At 73.0% G+C, this 16302-nt stretch carries 17 protein-coding genes and 1 pseudogene; 3 read left to right on the forward strand and 15 right to left on the reverse strand.

The genetic code is table 11. The features are described from left to right. Positions 1-43: 43 nt before the first annotated feature. The 8 genes from ABD330_RS07810 to ABD330_RS07845 all read right to left on the reverse strand — a co-directional run bounded on the left by ABD330_RS07810 (position 44) and on the right by ABD330_RS07845 (position 6037). The gene (locus ABD330_RS07810; protein ID WP_344462239.1) at positions 44-985 is read right to left on the reverse strand and encodes an NAD-dependent epimerase/dehydratase family protein; all 942 of its coding nucleotides are present in this window, start codon (positions 983-985) and stop codon (positions 44-46) included. Positions 986-1044: 59 nt separating this feature from the next. Beyond that, positions 1045-1764 carry a class F sortase gene (locus ABD330_RS07815; RefSeq protein WP_344462241.1) on the reverse strand — a complete coding sequence of 240 codons (720 nt, stop codon included), beginning with the start codon at positions 1762-1764 and terminating at the stop codon, positions 1045-1047. Continuing rightward, complete coding sequence (locus ABD330_RS07820) at positions 1751-2476, reverse strand: hypothetical protein (protein ID WP_344462242.1); 726 nt, start codon at positions 2474-2476, stop codon at positions 1751-1753. The genes ABD330_RS07815 and ABD330_RS07820 overlap by 14 nt, the downstream gene beginning before the upstream one ends. Before the next feature lie 263 nt (positions 2477-2739). Next, entirely contained in the window at positions 2740-3636 is an 897-nt protein-coding gene (locus ABD330_RS07825) for an RNA polymerase sigma factor SigF (protein ID WP_344462244.1), read from the reverse strand. Between the two features lie 83 nt (positions 3637-3719). After that, positions 3720-4271, reverse strand: coding sequence for an ATP-binding protein (locus ABD330_RS07830; RefSeq protein WP_344462246.1), 552 nt, complete (start codon positions 4269-4271; stop codon positions 3720-3722). A gap of 95 nt (positions 4272-4366) precedes the next feature. Continuing rightward, on the reverse strand, positions 4367-4534 hold the full coding sequence (locus ABD330_RS07835) for a hypothetical protein (RefSeq protein ID WP_344462248.1): 168 nt from the start codon (positions 4532-4534) through the stop codon (positions 4367-4369). Positions 4535-4874: 340 nt separating this feature from the next. Next, on the reverse strand, positions 4875-5240 hold the full coding sequence (locus ABD330_RS07840; RefSeq protein ID WP_344462250.1) for a PRC-barrel domain-containing protein: 366 nt from the start codon (positions 5238-5240) through the stop codon (positions 4875-4877). 230 nt (positions 5241-5470) lie between these two features. Then, positions 5471-6037 (reverse strand): hypothetical protein, encoded by a 567-nt coding sequence (locus ABD330_RS07845; protein WP_344462252.1) that lies wholly within the window; start codon positions 6035-6037, stop codon positions 5471-5473. A gap of 539 nt (positions 6038-6576) precedes the next feature. On the opposite strand from ABD330_RS07845, the gene ABD330_RS07850 reads away from it, so the two are divergent. Further along, the gene (locus ABD330_RS07850) at positions 6577-6996 is read left to right on the forward strand and encodes an SsgA family sporulation/cell division regulator (protein WP_344462254.1); all 420 of its coding nucleotides are present in this window, start codon (positions 6577-6579) and stop codon (positions 6994-6996) included. Positions 6997-7041: 45 nt separating this feature from the next. Here the strand turns inward: ABD330_RS07850 and ABD330_RS07855 are convergent, their stop codons facing one another. The 3 genes from ABD330_RS07855 to ABD330_RS07865 all read right to left on the reverse strand — a co-directional run bounded on the left by ABD330_RS07855 (position 7042) and on the right by ABD330_RS07865 (position 9739). Next, positions 7042-8052, reverse strand: coding sequence for an Acg family FMN-binding oxidoreductase (locus ABD330_RS07855; RefSeq protein ID WP_344462256.1), 1011 nt, complete (start codon positions 8050-8052; stop codon positions 7042-7044). A gap of 223 nt (positions 8053-8275) precedes the next feature. Next, entirely contained in the window at positions 8276-9583 is a 1308-nt protein-coding gene (locus ABD330_RS07860; RefSeq protein WP_344462258.1) for an MFS transporter, read from the reverse strand. 33 nt (positions 9584-9616) lie between these two features. After that, complete coding sequence (locus ABD330_RS07865) at positions 9617-9739, reverse strand: hypothetical protein (protein ID WP_344462260.1); 123 nt, start codon at positions 9737-9739, stop codon at positions 9617-9619. A gap of 336 nt (positions 9740-10075) precedes the next feature. Here ABD330_RS07865 and ABD330_RS07870 point away from each other — a divergent pair, with 336 nt between their 5' ends. Beyond that, positions 10076-10618 carry an ArsR/SmtB family transcription factor gene (locus ABD330_RS07870; protein WP_344462262.1) on the forward strand — a complete coding sequence of 181 codons (543 nt, stop codon included), beginning with the start codon at positions 10076-10078 and terminating at the stop codon, positions 10616-10618. An 82-nt stretch (positions 10619-10700) separates the two neighbouring features. Here the strand turns inward: ABD330_RS07870 and ABD330_RS32450 are convergent. Together ABD330_RS32450 and ABD330_RS07875 are read right to left on the reverse strand one after the other, a co-directional pair. Further along, positions 10701-10796: pseudogene (locus ABD330_RS32450) on the reverse strand (IS982 family transposase); the annotation flags it as partial. A gap of 209 nt (positions 10797-11005) precedes the next feature. Further along, positions 11006-12334 carry a lipase family protein gene (locus ABD330_RS07875; protein ID WP_344462264.1) on the reverse strand — a complete coding sequence of 443 codons (1329 nt, stop codon included), beginning with the start codon at positions 12332-12334 and terminating at the stop codon, positions 11006-11008. A 486-nt stretch (positions 12335-12820) separates the two neighbouring features. Between ABD330_RS07875 and ABD330_RS07880 the strand changes: the two genes are divergently transcribed. Beyond that, positions 12821-13663 carry an alpha/beta fold hydrolase gene (locus ABD330_RS07880; RefSeq protein ID WP_344462266.1) on the forward strand — a complete coding sequence of 281 codons (843 nt, stop codon included), beginning with the start codon at positions 12821-12823 and terminating at the stop codon, positions 13661-13663. Positions 13664-13855: 192 nt separating this feature from the next. On the opposite strand, the gene ABD330_RS07885 is transcribed toward ABD330_RS07880, so the two are convergent. Continuing rightward, on the reverse strand, positions 13856-14650 hold the full coding sequence (locus ABD330_RS07885) for a maleylpyruvate isomerase family mycothiol-dependent enzyme (RefSeq protein ID WP_344462268.1): 795 nt from the start codon (positions 14648-14650) through the stop codon (positions 13856-13858). Positions 14651-14739: 89 nt separating this feature from the next. After that, positions 14740-16302: a TRAFAC clade GTPase domain-containing protein gene (locus tag ABD330_RS07890; RefSeq protein ID WP_344462271.1), complete on the reverse strand. Its 1563-nt coding sequence runs from the start codon at positions 16300-16302 to the stop codon at positions 14740-14742.

The raw sequence follows: 16302 nt of genomic DNA on the forward strand, positions 1-16302 counted from the left end.
GCGGTGCGGGCCCGGTGCCGGCGTCCCTGCGACCGGCCTGCCGTCACCCGGCGGTGGCGGCCCGCGCGCGCCACCAGTCCACCGTCGCCGCCACCTGCTCGTCGACCGGGGTGGCCCGGACCGTGAACGCGGCTTCGTAGGCGCTCGAATCGACCACGAAGGGACGGTCGAACTGGTACCGGATCTCCTTCAGTTCGCGGATCAGCGGGGAGAACAGCGAGGCGGCGCCCAGCACGGCCGGCGACAGCCTGCGCACCGCCACCGGCCCCGTCCCCGCCCGGGCGGCCAGCCGGTCGGCCATCTCCCGGGTGGACAACGCCGGTCCGGTCGGCAGGTGCCAGGCCCGGCCCCAGGCCCGCTCCTCGCCCGCAACCTCGGCCAGGGCCCTGGCCACGTCGGGGAGGTAGCTCCAGCTGTGCGGGGCGTCCGGGTCCCCGATCGTGGAGACCGGCTTGCCGCGCAGCAGCCAGGGCACCACCCGGGCGGCCAGGTGCCCGCCGTCGGTCACCCCCGGGCCGAAGAAGTCCGAGGCCCGCACCTCGACCGCCCTGATCCGGCCCTGCTCGTGCAGCTGCCGGGCCTGCTCCCAACCCGCGGCGCGCACCCGCCCCTTGGGGCCGGTCGCCGCGAGCGGCAGCTCCTCGGTCATCGGGCCGTCCACCGGGCCGTAGCCGTAGAGGTTGCCCAGCATGACCAGGACGGCCCCGCTCGCCTCGGCCGCCGCGCAGGCCGCCGAGACCAGCGGCGGCCAGCCGCTCGCCCAGCGGTGGTAGGGCGGTGCGGCGCAGCTGTGGATCGCGGCCGCGCCCTGCGCGACCTCGGTCAGGCGCGCACCGTCCGCCGCGTCCAGCGCGATGTGCTCGATGCCGGGCTCCGGGCTCCGGCCCGACGTGGTGACGACCCGTACGGCCTTGCCCTGGGCAGCCAGCAGCCGGGCGGTGGCGGCCCCGGCGGGCCCGAATCCGATGACGAGATGGAAGCTCACGCCTGCACACTAGCGCGCGTGCGTGGGGCCGCCCGGGCGCGGGCCTGAGACGGGCGGGCTCAGCGGGTCGCGGTCAGGTGGGAGGAGACCACCACGTTGGACCGGTAGCCGGAGTGCTTGTCGTAGTGGCCGCCGCAGGTGATGATCCGCAGCTCGGGCCGCTGGGCGGCGGCGTAGACGACACCGTCGGGGAAGGCGTCCTTCGGATAGGTCCGGACCGAGTCGACGGTGAAGACGGCCGTCCGCCGGTCCTCGCGCAGCACCTCGATCCGGTCGCCCCGGCGCAGCAGCCCGAGCCGGTAGAACACGGTGGGCCCCGAGCGGTTGTCGACGTGCCCCACCGCGAGGGCCGCGCCGGTGGACCCCGGGGCGACGCCGTCGCGGTACCAGCCGACGAGGTTGCGGTCCTCCATCGGCGGCGTGGCCAGGTGCCGGGCGGCGTCGAGGCCGAGGCCGACCAGCGGCGCGTCCACCTTGATCGCCGGGATCCTGATCCTGGTCGGCGCCGCGGGCGGCAGCGGCCGGGGAGCCGGCCGCCCCGGATCGACGGTCTCCTCCGGGGCGGTGGTCGCGACGGCGCCGGCCGGCCGCGCCCCCGGATCGGACCCGGCGGCCGGCGGCTGCGGCGGACCCGTCCGGGTGGCGCCGTCGTGGACCAGCCAGCCCCCGGCGGCCAGCGCGACCGCCACCGCCCCGGCCGTCAGGCGGCCGGGGCGGCGGCGTGCGGTGCCCGCCGGGCGCCGGCCGGCCGGTCCGACCGGGAGGTCAGGACGTGGCATTGCGGGCGGAGCGGCGGCGCAGGGTCCGGAACCCGAAACCGGCCGCCACGGCCAGCACCACCGATCCCGCCGCGATCTCAGCCGCGTTCGGTCCGCTCACGCTGCCGCCGCCCCCGGTACCCACGCTGCCGATCGGACCGCCGCCGCTCGGTGAGGTGCTCGCGCCGGGCGTCCGCGTCGGCGTCGGGGAGGCGCTGGTGCTGGGCGTCGGCGTCGGGGTCGGGGTCGGGGTCGGGGTCGGGGTCGGGGTCGGGGTCGGGGTCGGGGTCGGGGTCGGAGAGGGTGACGGGCAGTCCACCATGAACACCTTGTGCTTGGCGCTGCCCTCCTCGCCCGCGAAGGTCCAGTCGACCTTGTAGTGACCGTTCGGAAGGCTGAAGGTACTGGTGTGCCCGACGCCGGCCGTCAGGGTGATCGAGCCGGCCAGCACCTGCTGGGTACCGGTCGGCGGCTGCTGCTCGACCGTGAAGTCGACCTTCTGCAGGAGGTCGAAGCCGAAGGCGTCCAGATAGAACCTGCACACCTTGGGATCGTTCCGGTGGTCACCGACGGCCGTGGCACTGTCGTGCACCTTGATGTCACCGTTGTCACCCGGCGCGGCGTGGGCCGCCGGAGCGACTCCGACGACCAGCAGGGCGGCGGCGGCGCCGAGCGCCCAGGGGACCGGGCTTCTGCGGCGGGCGGAGGCGGTCGAACACGGGAAATCGATCACGGTGGGACTCCAAGGGACAGCGGAGGTCTCCTGCGGGTCAGCCCTCCGGTTGCCGCAACGATTCGTCACCGGGAGTGCGCGGACAAGCACGCCACGCATATGAACCTGCTAATTCGTCCGTCCGGCCCCGTCCACGGAGCCGGACGGACGCGGTGCCGGACGGACGCGGTGCCGGACGGACGCGGTGCCGGACGGACGCGGTGCCGTCGGCGGGGCGCCACCGGTCCACCCGGTGCCGCCCTGCCGTGGTCCGCCGACGGGTGTCAGCGGTCGCTGGGCAGCAGCCCCGCGCGCAGCACCGCCAGCGTGCGGGTCAGCAGGCGCGACACCTGCATCTGCGAGATACCGAGGCCCTCTCCGATCTGCGCCTGCGTCAGCTCCTCCACGAACCGCAGCGAGAGGATCGTCCGGTCGCGCTCGGGGAGGGCCGCGATCAGCGGCTTGAGGGTGTGCAGATCCTCGACCCGGCCGATGCGGGCGTCCTCGAAGCCCAGCCGGCGGGCCAGGGTGCTGTCGGGTGTGTCGGCCGCCAGCTTCATGTCCAGGGAGCCGGCGGTGTAGCCGTTGCCCGCGGTGAGCCCTTCGATCACCTCCTCCTCGTCCACCTCCAGGTGGGCGGCGAGTTCGGCGACGGTGGGCGCGCGGTCGAGGCGCTGTTCGAGCTCGTCGGAGGCCTGGGCGAGCGTCAGCCGCATTTCCTGCAGGCGGCGGGGGACGTGCACGGCCCAGGTGGTGTCACGGAAGTACCGCTTGATCTCGCCGATGATGGTGGGCAGCGCGAAGGTGGTGAACTCCAGGCCGCGGTCGGGCTCGAAACGGTCGATGGCCTTGATCAGGCCGATGGTGCCGACCTGGACGATGTCGTCCATCGGCTCGGAGCTGGACCGGAAGCGCCGCGCCGCATACCTGACGAGCGAGACGTTCAGCTCGATCAGGGTCGCGCGGACGTAGGAGTAGTCGGCAGTGCCCTCTTCGAGCAGGCTCAACCGCACCAGCAGGGCGCGGGACAGCTCGCGGGCGTCGGCGGGGGCGACGGCACCGGGATCCTCGATGTGCGGCAGTTCCGCGGGGTCCGCGGAGCGGGGGACTGCGGTGTCCGACGACGTGGTGGTGTCGGGTACGGGGTGGGGATTGGTCAGCAGAGCGCGAGGCGCCGTCATGACGTTCCTTCCGTCGGGTGTCGTCGTGTTGCGCCTCTACCCCTATCACTGTCGGTGATGCGCCTCAAATACCAAGCGGTCCCTTACATGTACTTATGTCCCGTTTGCAGATCGGGATCCGGCAGCCACCGCCCCGGTCGCACCGGCGGCACGAGACGACTCGCGGCGATCTCCACCCACACTGTCTTGCCCTCGGCGTCGGGCGTCGCACCCCACCGGTCGGACAGCCGCTGCACGATGAACAGCCCGTGGCCGCTCGGCCGGCCGGGCTGGTGCGGGAGACGCGGCGAGGGCAGCGCGGGGCTACCGTCCGTCACCTCGATCCGCAGGCGCTCCGCCGTGGCGTCCAGCAACAGGCTGCGGGGGCCGCAGCCGTGCAGAGCGGCATTCGCCAGGAGTTCGGAGACCAGGAGCAGAACGTCGTCCACGGCCTCGCTCCCGGTCCCGGCCCCGGTCCCGCTGCCGCTGCCGCTCCGGCCGTGGCCCGGCAGCCACCGCCAGTCCGCCAGCGCCTGGCGGGTGAAGTCCCGGCCGCGGGCCACCTGGCCCCGGACGCCGGCCAGGTGCAGGCTGCGCCGCTGCCCGTGCACGGGCAGACCGGGAGGCACGGTCCGGCTGACGCTGGGACCTTCCATTCTCTTCTCCGTACTCTTCCCGCCAGGGCTGCCGTGCGATGCCGGACAGACGGTGTACCCCGGAGCTGTGGTTGCGGCATGGAAGCGTGTTCCCGCTACGGCGGAGGAAACACCTGCGCTCCCCGCAGCGGCGCCGGCGCGTTCAGGCCCATCTCACCCGCCACCCGGAAGACCGCCGCGCGCGTCCCCTCGCACCGCATGTCGAAGGACAGCCGCGAACCGTCGCTCCGCGAGCCGCCCGAGTCGGCCTCGTCGGTGCCCATCCCCCCAGGTCCCCTCCGCCGCGCCGCCCCGCCACCTCGGCACGGTCCCCCGGAAACAGCTCGTTCCCGGGGGACCGATCGGGGCGGGTGGGTCAGCGGCCCAGAACGTCCTCGGCCGCGTTCTCGGCGTTCTCGGCCTTGCCACCGGCACCCGTGGGAATTCCTCCTCGACCAAAAGGTTCGTCATCGATCAGTCGGAGCCGTCGGCTCTTTCAGCAGGCGGCTTCCCGGGAATTCCGGCTTCACACCCCGGCCGCGGATTTCGCCCCGGTTCTCGCGGAACACGGGTCCCGGACCGGGGCCGGGGACGGCTCACGGCCCGGCGCGGCAGTGGCGCGGATCAGAAGAACGGGCCGCCGTAGAACGGGCCGTAGTAGGCGCCGTACTGCTCCCGGTAGCCGGTGTCCGCGTCGCAGGCTCCCCGGTCGAGCTCCGGGCCGTTCTTGATCTCGTCCTTGGTCCGGTCGACGTAGACCTTCCTGTCGTCCTGCTCGACCCGGACGACCGTACCGGCCGGGAGCAGGACGTGCCTGCCGAAGATCCACGGCCCGGTGTCGACCACGAGATACGAGGCGCCGACCTCCTCGGAGAGCTTGTCGATCCTGCCGATGTGGCCGTCGGTGGCCTCGACCTGGAAGCCGATCAGGTCACCGCCGGACACGTGGCCGGACGTCGAACGGAACTTCCAGATCTCGATGCCGCTCATACCGCCTCCTCGCTTCGTCGCACCGCACCGGGCCGCTCCCGGGGCGGTGCGCCCTCGCAACGGCGGCTGCCCCGCCTCTCCGGCTTCATGCCTGACCGCACGTCACGGATCGACGGCCCCGGATCCCGCGCCCTGCCCCGACGTCCCGGGAGGCCACCGCGGCCGACGCACTCCTCCCGGCCGTCGGACGGGTGCTCCGGACCCGAAGGCCCGGAGCACCCGTGCCGCCGCTACCAGCGACCGCCGTCGAGGTGGGGCGGCGCCCAGTAGACGGCGCCCCAGACTCCGTGGTTGCTCGCGGCGCCCCATCCGTTGGCCCAGCCCGTGAGCAGGGATCCCACGCCGTTGCAGAGCCAGCCCGGGGCCCACCTGTAGCAGGCCTTCACCGCTACACCGATGGCCCCGTGAACGATGTCGGCGTACGAGGCGATGACCCAGAAGTGGGTACCCGTGACCCCGGTGGACAGGGCCTGCTCCACCTGGCCGCCCTGCCCGGTTCCGGTGTAGGACGCGCTGACGACACCGGCTCCCTGCGACCCACCGGCCCCCGGGACCGGGCCCGAACCGACCGTCGCGACGCCGGCGAACGCCGCCTGGAGGCCGGCGACCAGTTGCTGCCGCTGCTCGGGCGTCGCCGTCGCCTGCTGCCACTGCGCCAGCTCCGCGGCGGTCAGCCGCAGGCTCCCGCCGTCGGCCTGCGGGGCGGCGACCGCCGCCGCACCGCCGACTCCCCCGGCCTGGGCACCCCGGCCGCCGTGCGTCACCGCGACGCCTCCGACGACGAGAGCCGCTGCCATCGCCGACGCGCCGACCGCCGCCACGGACCGCCCCACCCACGGGCGCCGCGCCGCGCCGCCCCGACTGATTCCTTCGCTGTTCTCCGTACGCACTCTTACTCCCGCCCTCCCGTGGCGAACTGACGGCCCGCCACTTGGGGCCCGACACTCGCAGGTCGAACCCCGGTGGAGCAATACACTCAGCATTTATATGAATATTAGAAAATGCCGCCACGCGTTTATGAACTGTACGGGCCAAAAGCGCCGCAATTTCCGGGCTTCCGGCGGGACCCGGAAATGACATGCCCACTTGCATTCTTGCCACCGGCCCTCCGATGCCCGCACGAAGCCGACGGCCCGGAGCGGTGACCCGCAGCCCGGCTCCCGGGTGGCACGGGTACCGGGGCCGCCGAAGCCCGTCGGCACCGGCCCGCGGGACCGGCGGTGGTGGTGGAGTTGTGGAGATCACGGACCGGCCGACTGGCTGACAGCGGCCCGGGTACCCGGGTGCACGGAGTCGGCCCGCCCGGGCCGGCGCAGCAGCGCAGGAGGACGATCCGATGTCCAGGTCCGCCGTCCATCCGTTGTCCGTGACGTTCCCCGACAGCCCGCTGCCGGATGTCGCGGTCGACGCGGAACTCAGCTTCGACCCGGGCCTTCCCTACGCGGCGTGCCTCTCGTTCCCGCTGTCCGGATGCGGCTGCACGGACGGCGATCCGAAGGTGTGCTGGTACTTCAGCCGTGAGCTGCTGAACGAGGGCCGCCACGCCCCCGCCGGGAGCGGTGACGTCAGGGTCTGCCCCGGGTGCGAGGGCGAGGTCCTGATCACCTTGAGGAGCCCTTCCGACAGCGTGGTGCTCAGCGCACCGGCGGACGCCGTCGCCGCCTTCCTCGCGGACTCGTTCGCACTGGTGCCCGCCGGCGCGGAGAGCGGCCACCTCGACCTCGACACCGCGGTCGGCCTGCTGCTCGACAGCTGACCGCCCCCGCCCACTTCCGGACCGCCACGTCGACGGATCGCGGACTCAGCTTTCACCGTGCGGGAGCCGGCCGCCCGTCGCCGTTTCCAGGATCTCCGCCACCGGACGACGAGGGGTGGCCGCACCGGGCGGACCGTAGCCGAGGCGCAGCACCAGCTGGATGTGTCCGGGGCCCTCGGCCGGGTCGCGCAGCTGCCGGCGGGTGTCCGGCCACTCGACCGCCTGGTGGAGCAGGGACGCCCGGACGCCGTGCGCGGTCGCGACCAGCCAGACCCGTTCCATCGCCTGGCCGGCCCGGAGCCAGTCGGCAGGACGGTCGCCGTGTGTCGTGAGGGTGGCCACCTGCGGCAGTGCCTCGAACCGCTCGGTCGGCATCGCCGGGCGCGGTGGGTGACCGGTGAAGCTGCGCACGGGCACCCGCGCGTCGTGGTCCATCGGACCCAGGGCGCCGGGCGGGATCCCGTCGGTGGCGCCCTCCTCCGGGCGCAGCCAGCTGCGGGTCTCGGACTGCCGGACCAGGTCGGCGGCGGTGCGCCGCTCGGCCTCGGCGGTCAGGGCCAGCACCCGCCGGACCCCGTCCTCTTCGAGCAGGGACAGCACGACCCCCTCACCGTGGGCGGCGGCCATGAGCTCGCCGACGACGGTCTCGGGGATGTCACGGTCGGTGAAGGGCCGACGGCTGGAGTGGCGCCGGGTGATCGCGGGGTAGAGGTCCGGGCCGAAGGGGTGCGGGTCGGTGGCCGCGCGGGAGAGGTCGACGGCGGCGGCGAGCCGCGGCTCGCCGGGGTCGGGCAGCAGCCGCACCACCGGCTCGCGGCCGAGCCGCGCGGCGGCGACCCGCAGGTTGAACAGCGCCGCCCCGACCGAGACGTACAGCGCCCGCCCGTCCGGATCGGTGGCGGGCACGGCGCGCGCCGGGTCCGCGTACACGAGCAGACCCTGGCCGTCCGGCGCCGGGCGGAAGCGCCAGGGCTGGCTGTTGTGGAGCGACGGCGCCGCTCCACCGACGGTGGCGAGCAGCTGGAGATCGTCCACGCCGAGTGGTGGCTGGTTCATGACAGGACTCTCCTCACCGTCGTTCCCGGATCGCGCCGGGTCCTGCGGCATTCCGCTCGGCCCGTGGTGCAGCGCCACCGAGGCTTCACCGAAGTCGCTCCGTCGTCTGCCTCCACGATGCACCTGGGACGGAGGCCAGAGGAGGGTCCAACGGCCCTAGCGAGTGGTTCCGATGTGTTTCCTGCCATGTCAGCGGGTTGAGCTGGATACGGGTGCAGGGGACTCAACCCTTCACATTGCCGTCGTTCGCCGCCTGGTTCACGAGTGTTGCCGGAGACTGCGGCGCCGGGCGCGAGACTTGGTGAGCGATGGGCGGTTGAACTCGGTCGGCCTGCGCGTGGGGTAGCCGGCGGACGGCAGTGGAGGCCAGTGGGATCACGGCCACGGCGGCGTAGGCGATGCCGGTGGTTGTGATCACCGTGAAGCCACCGAACGTCTGGGCAAATGGACCGACGCTGAGTTGGCCGATCGGGATCGCGATGTAGGACAGCAGATCGTCGTAGGACGAGACACGCGACAGCACGTGCGCGGGAACGTGCTCCTGGAGCGAGGTGTCCCAGCTGATGCCTGAGACGGAGGAGCCCAGCCCGGCGGTGAAGGCGGCGGCGATCATCCAGGGGGCGCTCAGGTGCGTGCCGAGTACGAGCAGGGGGAGCGCGCCGAGCGCGCTCATCAGCTGCCCCAGCCGCAGGAGGTGCCTGACCATCAGCCGGTACATCAGCGTGCTCATCACCAGCAGGCCGATGCCGCGGGCGCTGAGCACGAATCCCCACGTTGCCTCGCCGCTGATTTGCTTGGTGAGCGTCGGCCCCAGGATCTGCCATGTGCCGGTCTGCACCAGGTTCATCAGGCAGGACGACACAGTCACGACCCACACCCAGGGGATGCGGCGGAACTCTGTCCAGCCGTCGCGGATGTCGGTCAGCACGGCGCTGGGTCGGGACGTGGTTGCGCCGGCGGGGAGCGACAGGCGGGCGAGGCATCCGGCTGCGAGTAGGTAGGTCAGCGCGTCGAAGGCGATGGCCGGGCCGCTGCCGGCGGCCACGACGAGAATGCCCGACAGGCTCGGTCCGAGGACCTTCGTGGCGTTGCTCGTCGAACCCAGCAGCGCATTGGCCTGCCGGAGCTGGGCCTTGCCGACGAGCTGGGGTACGACACCGCGCAGGGCCGGTGTCGTGAATGCGGCGAGGACGCCGCTGAGGACTTCGAGCGAGGCCACGAGCAGGAGAGAGTAGTGGCCGGTCAGCAGCAGCGCGGCGACGCCGCCCTGGGTGAGCGCCGAGCCCAGGTTGGCGTACACCAGCACGGTCCGGCGCGAGAACCGGTCGGCCGTGGCTCCGCCCACCAACAGGAACGCCAGCAGCGGCACCATGCGGGCGGCGAGGATGATGCCGAGATCGCCGGGGCTGCGCGAGGCGTCCAGGACCGCGAACGCGAGCGCGACCGGCGCCAGGGAACTGCCGAGCAGGGACACCAGCCTCCCGGTGAAGAACCAGCGGAAGTCTGTCTGTCGTAGCAGAGGTGTGGGCACCGGCCCGAGTCTCCGCAAGCGCCGGCGCGGACGCTATCGTTTCGCCTGGAGGCGAAAGATGACGCTGTTGCGGTTGAGCTCGATGGCCTTGTCGAGGTCACGGTTCGCGCTGTCGCCGCTCGCCGAGACGCTGGGGTCGATGATCGTGTTGGGCAAGCCGTGCTCCGATCCGTGGCTGAGCTCCTGGCACGCCCGTCACCAACCCGCGTTCAGTGCCGCCCTGGACGCGGACCCTTTTGCCAAGGGCATGGTCAGGCTGCTGGGCTCGACCAAGTGGCTGCCCGGCTTCGTCGCGATCCCGCCGCCGGGCGGCATGCGTACCACCCTCACCGGCGAACTGGCGGAGGTCGCCCGGGTGCCCGACCGGGACGTGCGCGCCGAGTTGCAGACGTCAGTGGCGCACAGCTGGAAGCAGCACGACCTGAGCTGGCTGTCCGGGCAAGAGTGGGGGCGAGGACGGCCGACCTGCTCCGGCTCGTGTGGAAGGCGCACGTGGGCCCGGACTGGTCGCGCCGCCGTGCGCTGCTGGAACGGGATGTCACCTACCGGGCGGGGCTGCTGGCCGCCTACGGCTGGCCCCGAGCCCTGGAACACATGAGCCGCGGGAGCGCCTGGGAGGGTGCGGACGCGATCCGCTTCAGCAAGCGGCCCGGCCCCGACCGCGTCGTCGGCGACGGTGGGATGCTGTTCGTGCCGGTCAGCGTGTCGAGCGGTACATGGCTGTGCGAGGGGCCGTCGGCACAGTACGCCCTGGTCTACCCGGCCCGCGGTTTTGCCACGAACGCGCACGCGAGGCCGGACGGTGCGTTGGGTCGGCTGATCGGGGCCGGCCGAGCGGCGATTCTCCATGCACTCCGGTGCCCGGCGACCAGCAGCGAACTCGCTGCGCAGCTCGACCTGTCGCTCGGTACCGTCGGGGGCCACCTGGCCATCCTGCGCGACGCAGATCTGATCATCGGGACGAGAGTCGGCCGACGTGTGGTCTACCGTCGCACCGAGACCGGCGATCTGCTGGCCGGCCGGTACGAAGTCTGAGCATCGGCGTCGGCCCGGGCATCCCGCCCCTCCGCCCGATACACGCGCCGCTGTCCATCGCGACTTCGCGGATCATGCGCTTGAGCAGGGGCGGCCGTCCCATCCATCGCGTTCCTCCGATCTCGTCGTCGATCTTCACGTGAAGTGCGGTCAAGAGGGTGTGCGGGTCTGTCGTCACACACGGATCTTGGACACCCTCTGCCCTTTGGCGGACCGGAAATTCGGATCTGCTCGTCCAGGTGCACTGACCCGTGAGGTCGTCGGCGCTCCTCCTCGGGACCCACGCCCGGGGGCAGGTGGCCACCGCCACCTGCCCCCCTCGAAACCGACTGCCACTGCGCCGCCCGGGTCCGCGTCAGCGGCGTCCCGCTGTCCGGAGGTCGGAGCTCAGGACGGCGGTACCGTACGCTCCGGCGCGAGCGAGTTGCCTGCCGGGATGTGTCCGCAGTCAGACGGGGCGGGCCTGCCCGCGAACCGGTCGTTGAGCCAGGACACTGCCTTGGGCGCCCAGACGGCCGCCGTCCCGGTGTGGCTGAGCAGGTCGTACTGGTCGTACGTGATCGAGCTGTTGCCGGTGGCGCAGTACTGGTTGGCCAGTGCCCGTACGTCTCCGGCGACCATGACGCCGTCGCCGGTGCCGATGCCGGGCGGGTTGGCGAAGGTCCCCTCCAGCCCGCCCCCCGCGCCCTCGGCGATGTAGCCGGGGACGGTCGGGGTGGGGGCCGAGCCGAGGTTGAGCCGGTTCACCGCAGCGACGAACGCGCTCGCCGAATCCGGGTCGGCGTACTGCGGCTTCGCCATCTGCCGCCAGGTCAGGCCGGGGTAGTGGCCGAGCGCGTCGAGCAGCGATCCGTGCTGCAGCCGGTTGTACACCTGGAGGCCGTAGCTGCTCATGTACGGCGTCAGGTCGATGCCGAACGAGCGGGAGACCCCGATGAGCGCCATCGGGATGACACCGGACCAGACCAGGGAGCCGTCGACGTACTTCAGGTTGTGCGCGGGGTCGACGAGCACGCCGCCCTCGGCGAAGCCGACGAGGTTCTTGTCGACCTCGGGCGCGTAGGCCGGGGCGAGCGCCGCCGACCAGTCGGTGGCGATGGCGCCCCCGGAGTAGCCCAGCAGGCCGAACTTGGTCGCGGCGTTCAGGCCGGTCGCCGGGGACCTGGTCGCGGCCCGGATCGAGTCCAGGGTGTTGGCCGCGTACTCCGGCCCCGCCGCGAAGTCCGCGGACTGGCCCTCGGTGTCCGGGATGACGAGGTTGTCACCCTGCAGCAACAGCGCCGAGAGGGCCGCGGATTCGACGTTGGCGAGCGTGCCGCCCAGGGTCACGTCGCCGGCGATGGCCCGCGACGGTTCGTCCCGCGGGTTCAGGGAGTCGTAGAACGACTGGTAGGAGACCGCTTTGGTGCTGTCACCCGTGATGCTGCGCACCACCGAGGTCACGTTGGCGGCCGGCCGGCCCAGGGCGTCGGTCGTCCGGTAGAGCAGCTGGATCGCGGTGACCGGCGTGGGGATGCCCTCGATGTGGTACGCGAGCGTCCGCGTCTTGAGCACGGTGCCGGGCGCGAGGGAGGACAGCGGCGCGCTGCCGTCGTAGGCGTAGAACGAATCGCCCGCCGTAGCGCCCGGCGTCGCGGCCACCGCGCACGGGGTGGCGGTGAACGCCAGGGCCGTGACGGTGGCGATGACCAGCCGTCGAACAGATCTGCTGTACATGGCTCCCCGTAGTCGTGAGGTGGATCACATGCCTGACCTCGCATCAAGTTACCTGTCAGTAGTGCGTCCGTACAGAGCAACGACAAGGCATTGCGCGGGCGTTCGATGGAGGCCGCGCCGAGATCAACACGGCCGAGAGTATCGCGCGGCCCCCGGCGGATCCGCGATCCGGCCGCCCCGCCCGCGCGCGCCGCGCCCGGCGGATTCCGGGTGCGGCACGGTGCGCGGGCGCACCCTGCCCTGGCCCTGCCCTGGCGGACGGCTGCCGCAGCGGTGGCGCGCGCTCACGGCCCGGGCGTCCGCGGCGGGCGTCCGCAGATGTGACGTCGGCACTGCGCCGCGGTTGACCGTCATCTGACGGATCTCCGGCGACCGCTGCGGCGCGAGGCTGAGAACGCCGACACCCCCGCCGCCCGCTCGGGCGGGGTTCGGGGGCTGCGCCGCACGTCGGCCCGGTGACTCAGGTACATCTGAAAGGACTGTCCCATGGCAGCAGGCAAGAGCATCCGCAAGCATCGGCTCGCGACGGTGGCGGCGTGGGCCGTGGCCGCGAGCGTCGTGCTGGGCACGGCCGTGGCCGGCGGCACCGCGAGTGCGTCGGCGTCGGCCGCGGGCGGCGCGAAGCCGACGATCGTCCTGGAGCACGGCGCCTTCGCCGACGCGTCCAGCTGGGCCGGCGTGATCAAGCGGCTGCAGGCGAAGGGGTACCCGGTGGTGGCCCCCGCCGACCCACTGCGCGGACCCGCCGCCGACGCGGCGGTGCTGAGCAGCGTGATCAAGCACATCCCGGGGCCGAAGATCCTGGTCGGCCACTCCTACGGGGGCTCGGTCATCAGCGCGGCCGGTGCGAACGATCCGCAGGTCAAGGCCCTGGTGTACGTGGCCGCCTTCCTCCCCGCCCCCGGCGAGACGGCGCTGGAGCTGACCGGCAAATTCCCCGGCTCCACGCTCGGGGCCGCCTTGGACCCGGTCACCTACGCACTCCCCGGCGGCGCCGCCACGACGGACCTGTACATCCGGGCGGACGCGTTCGCCCACCAGTTCGCCGCCGACGTCCCCGCCGGCCAGGCGGCACTGATGGCTGCCACACAGCGTCCGATCACGCAGAGCGCCCTCCAGGAGCCGGCGACCGTCGCGGCCTGGCAGACCACGCCGAGCTGGGACGTCGTCACGACCCAGGACCTGAACATCCCTGAGGCCGCCCAGCTCTTCATGGCCCGCCGCGCTCACGCCCACGTCACCGAGGTGGCGGCCTCGCACTCGGTCGCCGTGTCCCGCCCGGGGATCGTCGCCCAGGTGATCGAGGAGGCCGCCCGGGCGACCCGCTGACGCGGGCGGACAGCGCACCGGACCAGCGGACGGGAACAGGGTGCCGGGGCGGGCCGAACGGCCCGCCCCAGCACCCTGTGTCCTGCTCGCGCCGCCTGCCGGAGTACCGGGCCCGGGCCGTACCTGAAGTGATCGGCCGTCAGGGCGCCCAGGGCAGGTGTTCCGGGCGGACGGGGACTCCGCCGGGCTTCCCTACCGCTCCGGGTCCCACTCCACGAGCTGGTCGAAGACGGCCCGGTTGCCGTCGAGCTTCAGGGAGTCCAGCGGAATGCGGTCGTAGAGGGCGAGCACCAGCTCATGGGCCGTACCCCGGGCGGAGGCGTCGGCCGCCGCCGGGTCCGCGGCGGTGGCAGGCGTGCTGCCGGGCACGGGGATCCGGCTGAAGCGTGCGCCCTCGGCGGAGAACGAGTTGCGCCAGGACCGGCCCTCGGTGGCGTGGTAGTCGACGGCGCCGGGCTCGTGCGGCCAGGCCTCCGTCGTGGTGCAGATGGTGGACAGGAACTCCTCGACGCCGTCGACCGCCACCTCGTCCGGCAGCGGCTGCGGGGTGCCCACGGTCAGCTGGGCGTCGTAGGTGTGCACCGCGATCTCGTGGAGCTGGCGCCGGGCGGCGCCGGCGCAGGTCTGCGGCGACTGCGACTTGCCCCACCACGTCCAGCAACCGCGGTCCGGGCCGGCCTCCCGCAGTGCGTCCAGCAGCTCCTGCGTCGATGCCGCGAGCCAGGCCAGCAGCGCCTCGCGCTCCCGAGGTGCGGCCGCGTCGCCCCTCGGCGCGGACTTGGCCGTGGCGCCGGGCCCTGCCGCGACGGTGGCGGCCCAGGCCAGGCGTCCCTCGCCCAGGTGCTGCGCCAGATCGAACAGCGTCCACTCCGGGCAGGTCGGCACCTGCACGTCGAGGCCGGGCGCGGCGGCGATCGCGGCACGGAAGGCCGTCGACCGATCGTCGATCAGCCGCAGCAGATCGGAGAACTCCAGAGTCTTTTGCACCCCGGATGTGTATCACCGCGCCCCGGCGGCCGGACAGCGGTTTTCCTGACCGGCGGGCACCGGATGCGATCCTGCCCAGTGACGCCGGCTCACCCGGCCGGCCGGGACCGCAGGCACCACCCCACGAGCCGGCTGATGCTCGGGTCCACCTGGGCGCTCTCGTCGGCCACGGCCGCGGTGCAGAAGTAGCGGACCTCCTGGAAGTCGAGCTCCATCGCCTGGACCAGGCTGTGCAGGCCGAGCCGGTCGAGGATCCAGGCGCGGGCGGCGTCGCTGTCGTCCGGGGGCTCCGGCGACAGTCCGTGTCCGGCGAGCAGGTCGGTCTTGCTGATGGCCACGGCCAGCCGCGACTGCCGGACGGGCGCCCCCATCGCGGCCACCGCCTGGACGGACCGGCCGAAGACCTCCTCCGGGTGGACCGTCGAGGCGAGGGTGCGGTCCAGCAGGGCGCCCGGTGCGGGTTCCAGCCGGGTCCAGAAGTCGTCCACCGCCATCGGGTCGAGGACGAAGACGAAGGTGCGCGCGGCCCGGGCGTAGCGCAGGGCGTCGGTCTCGTCCCGGTCGACGAAGCGCTCGCCGGCGGTGTCGAACAGGTGGACCAGCCGTTCGGCGCGGCCGGAGCCGAGCGTGAAGGAGTGCGCCCGGGGCAGCGCCTTCTGGGTGCCGAGGGTGTGCCCGCGCATCCGCAGCACCTCGCGGAGCACCCGGTAGCCGGCGGTGGAGTCCTCGTCGGCCAGGCGGACCGCCGGGCCGCCGTTCGCGGCCGCGTTCTCCAGCGCGAGCAGCATCGCCGCCATCAGCTGCGTCTTGCCCGCGGCCCGGCCGCCGATCAGCGGCAGGACCACCTCCGGCATGTGGCCGGCGTCCGTGTTCATCGGCTTTCCGCAGTGCGCGTGCGTGCAGTACGCCTGGAGCCGCTCCTGTCGGCGCATCAGCATCAGCAGCGTGGGCATGTGCTGCCCGCATGCGCAGCGCCGGCGCAGGATGCCGTACCGGCCCGGGCGGATGTCGGCGTGCCGGCGGCGGCAGGTCGCGCTCGGGCAGTCGTACGCCGGGTAGCGGACGCGCTCGTAGCAGTGCGGGCAGATCATGCCGGTGCGCAGCCGCTTCAGCCGGAGCAGTGCGCGGTCCACCGCCCGCAGGGTGGCGGCGGTGATCCTGGCCCCGGCCGCGAGCAGGCCGAGGACGAGCACGTGCAGCGCCGCGAGGACCAGCACCGGGGGCACCGCCAGCACGGCGCCGAGGGCGAGGCCGGGGTACAGGGTGAGCCCGTAGGGCACGGTGAGGGCCCGGTTCTGCGCCGGGGCGGTGAACTGTCCGGTGGTGACCTCGCGGAACGCGTCGCCGACCGTACGGAGGTACGACCGCCGTGCCAGCGTGGTGAGTTGGCGCAGGTCACGGCTGCCCGGGCCGAAGAAGTAGTTGCGGTGGGCCGGGACTTCGTCGTCCTGCGGGCGGTACGGCGGCAGCGTGCGGAACTCGGCGGTCCGCCGGAACAGCACGCCGACCAGCAACTGCACGTAGCCCCAGAGCAGTTCGACGACCAGCGCCAGGGCGCGCAGGGCCGCGAGGGCGGGGGCGACGACCAGGTAGGCGGCGAGCGCGGCGAGGTAGCACAGCGGAACGAGGACGAAGACGACGATCTCGGCCAC

Origin of the sequence: Kitasatospora kazusensis (assembly GCF_039529945.1) — a bacterium.
GTDB lineage: Bacteria > Actinomycetota > Actinomycetes > Streptomycetales > Streptomycetaceae > Kitasatospora > Kitasatospora kazusensis.

What these genes read in the sequence shown, in the direction of transcription:
- ABD330_RS07815 (WP_344462241.1), bottom strand. Translation starts at nt 1,764, where the DNA reads ATGCCACGTCCTGACCTCCCGGTCGGACCGGCCGGCCGGCGCCCGGCG.
- ABD330_RS07825 (WP_344462244.1), bottom strand. Translation starts at nt 3,636, where the DNA reads ATGACGGCGCCTCGCGCTCTGCTGACCAATCCCCACCCCGTACCCGAC.
- ABD330_RS07830 (WP_344462246.1), bottom strand. Translation starts at nt 4,271, where the DNA reads ATGGAAGGTCCCAGCGTCAGCCGGACCGTGCCTCCCGGTCTGCCCGTG.
- ABD330_RS07835 (WP_344462248.1), bottom strand. Translation starts at nt 4,534, where the DNA reads ATGGGCACCGACGAGGCCGACTCGGGCGGCTCGCGGAGCGACGGTTCG.
- ABD330_RS07840 (WP_344462250.1), bottom strand. Translation starts at nt 5,240, where the DNA reads ATGAGCGGCATCGAGATCTGGAAGTTCCGTTCGACGTCCGGCCACGTG.
- ABD330_RS07845 (WP_344462252.1), bottom strand. Translation starts at nt 6,037, where the DNA reads ATGGCAGCGGCTCTCGTCGTCGGAGGCGTCGCGGTGACGCACGGCGGC.
- ABD330_RS07850 (WP_344462254.1), top strand. Translation starts at nt 6,577, where the DNA reads ATGTCCAGGTCCGCCGTCCATCCGTTGTCCGTGACGTTCCCCGACAGC.
- ABD330_RS07855 (WP_344462256.1), bottom strand. Translation starts at nt 8,052, where the DNA reads ATGAACCAGCCACCACTCGGCGTGGACGATCTCCAGCTGCTCGCCACC.
- ABD330_RS07875 (WP_344462264.1), bottom strand. Translation starts at nt 12,334, where the DNA reads ATGTACAGCAGATCTGTTCGACGGCTGGTCATCGCCACCGTCACGGCC.
- ABD330_RS07880 (WP_344462266.1), top strand. Translation starts at nt 12,821, where the DNA reads ATGGCAGCAGGCAAGAGCATCCGCAAGCATCGGCTCGCGACGGTGGCG.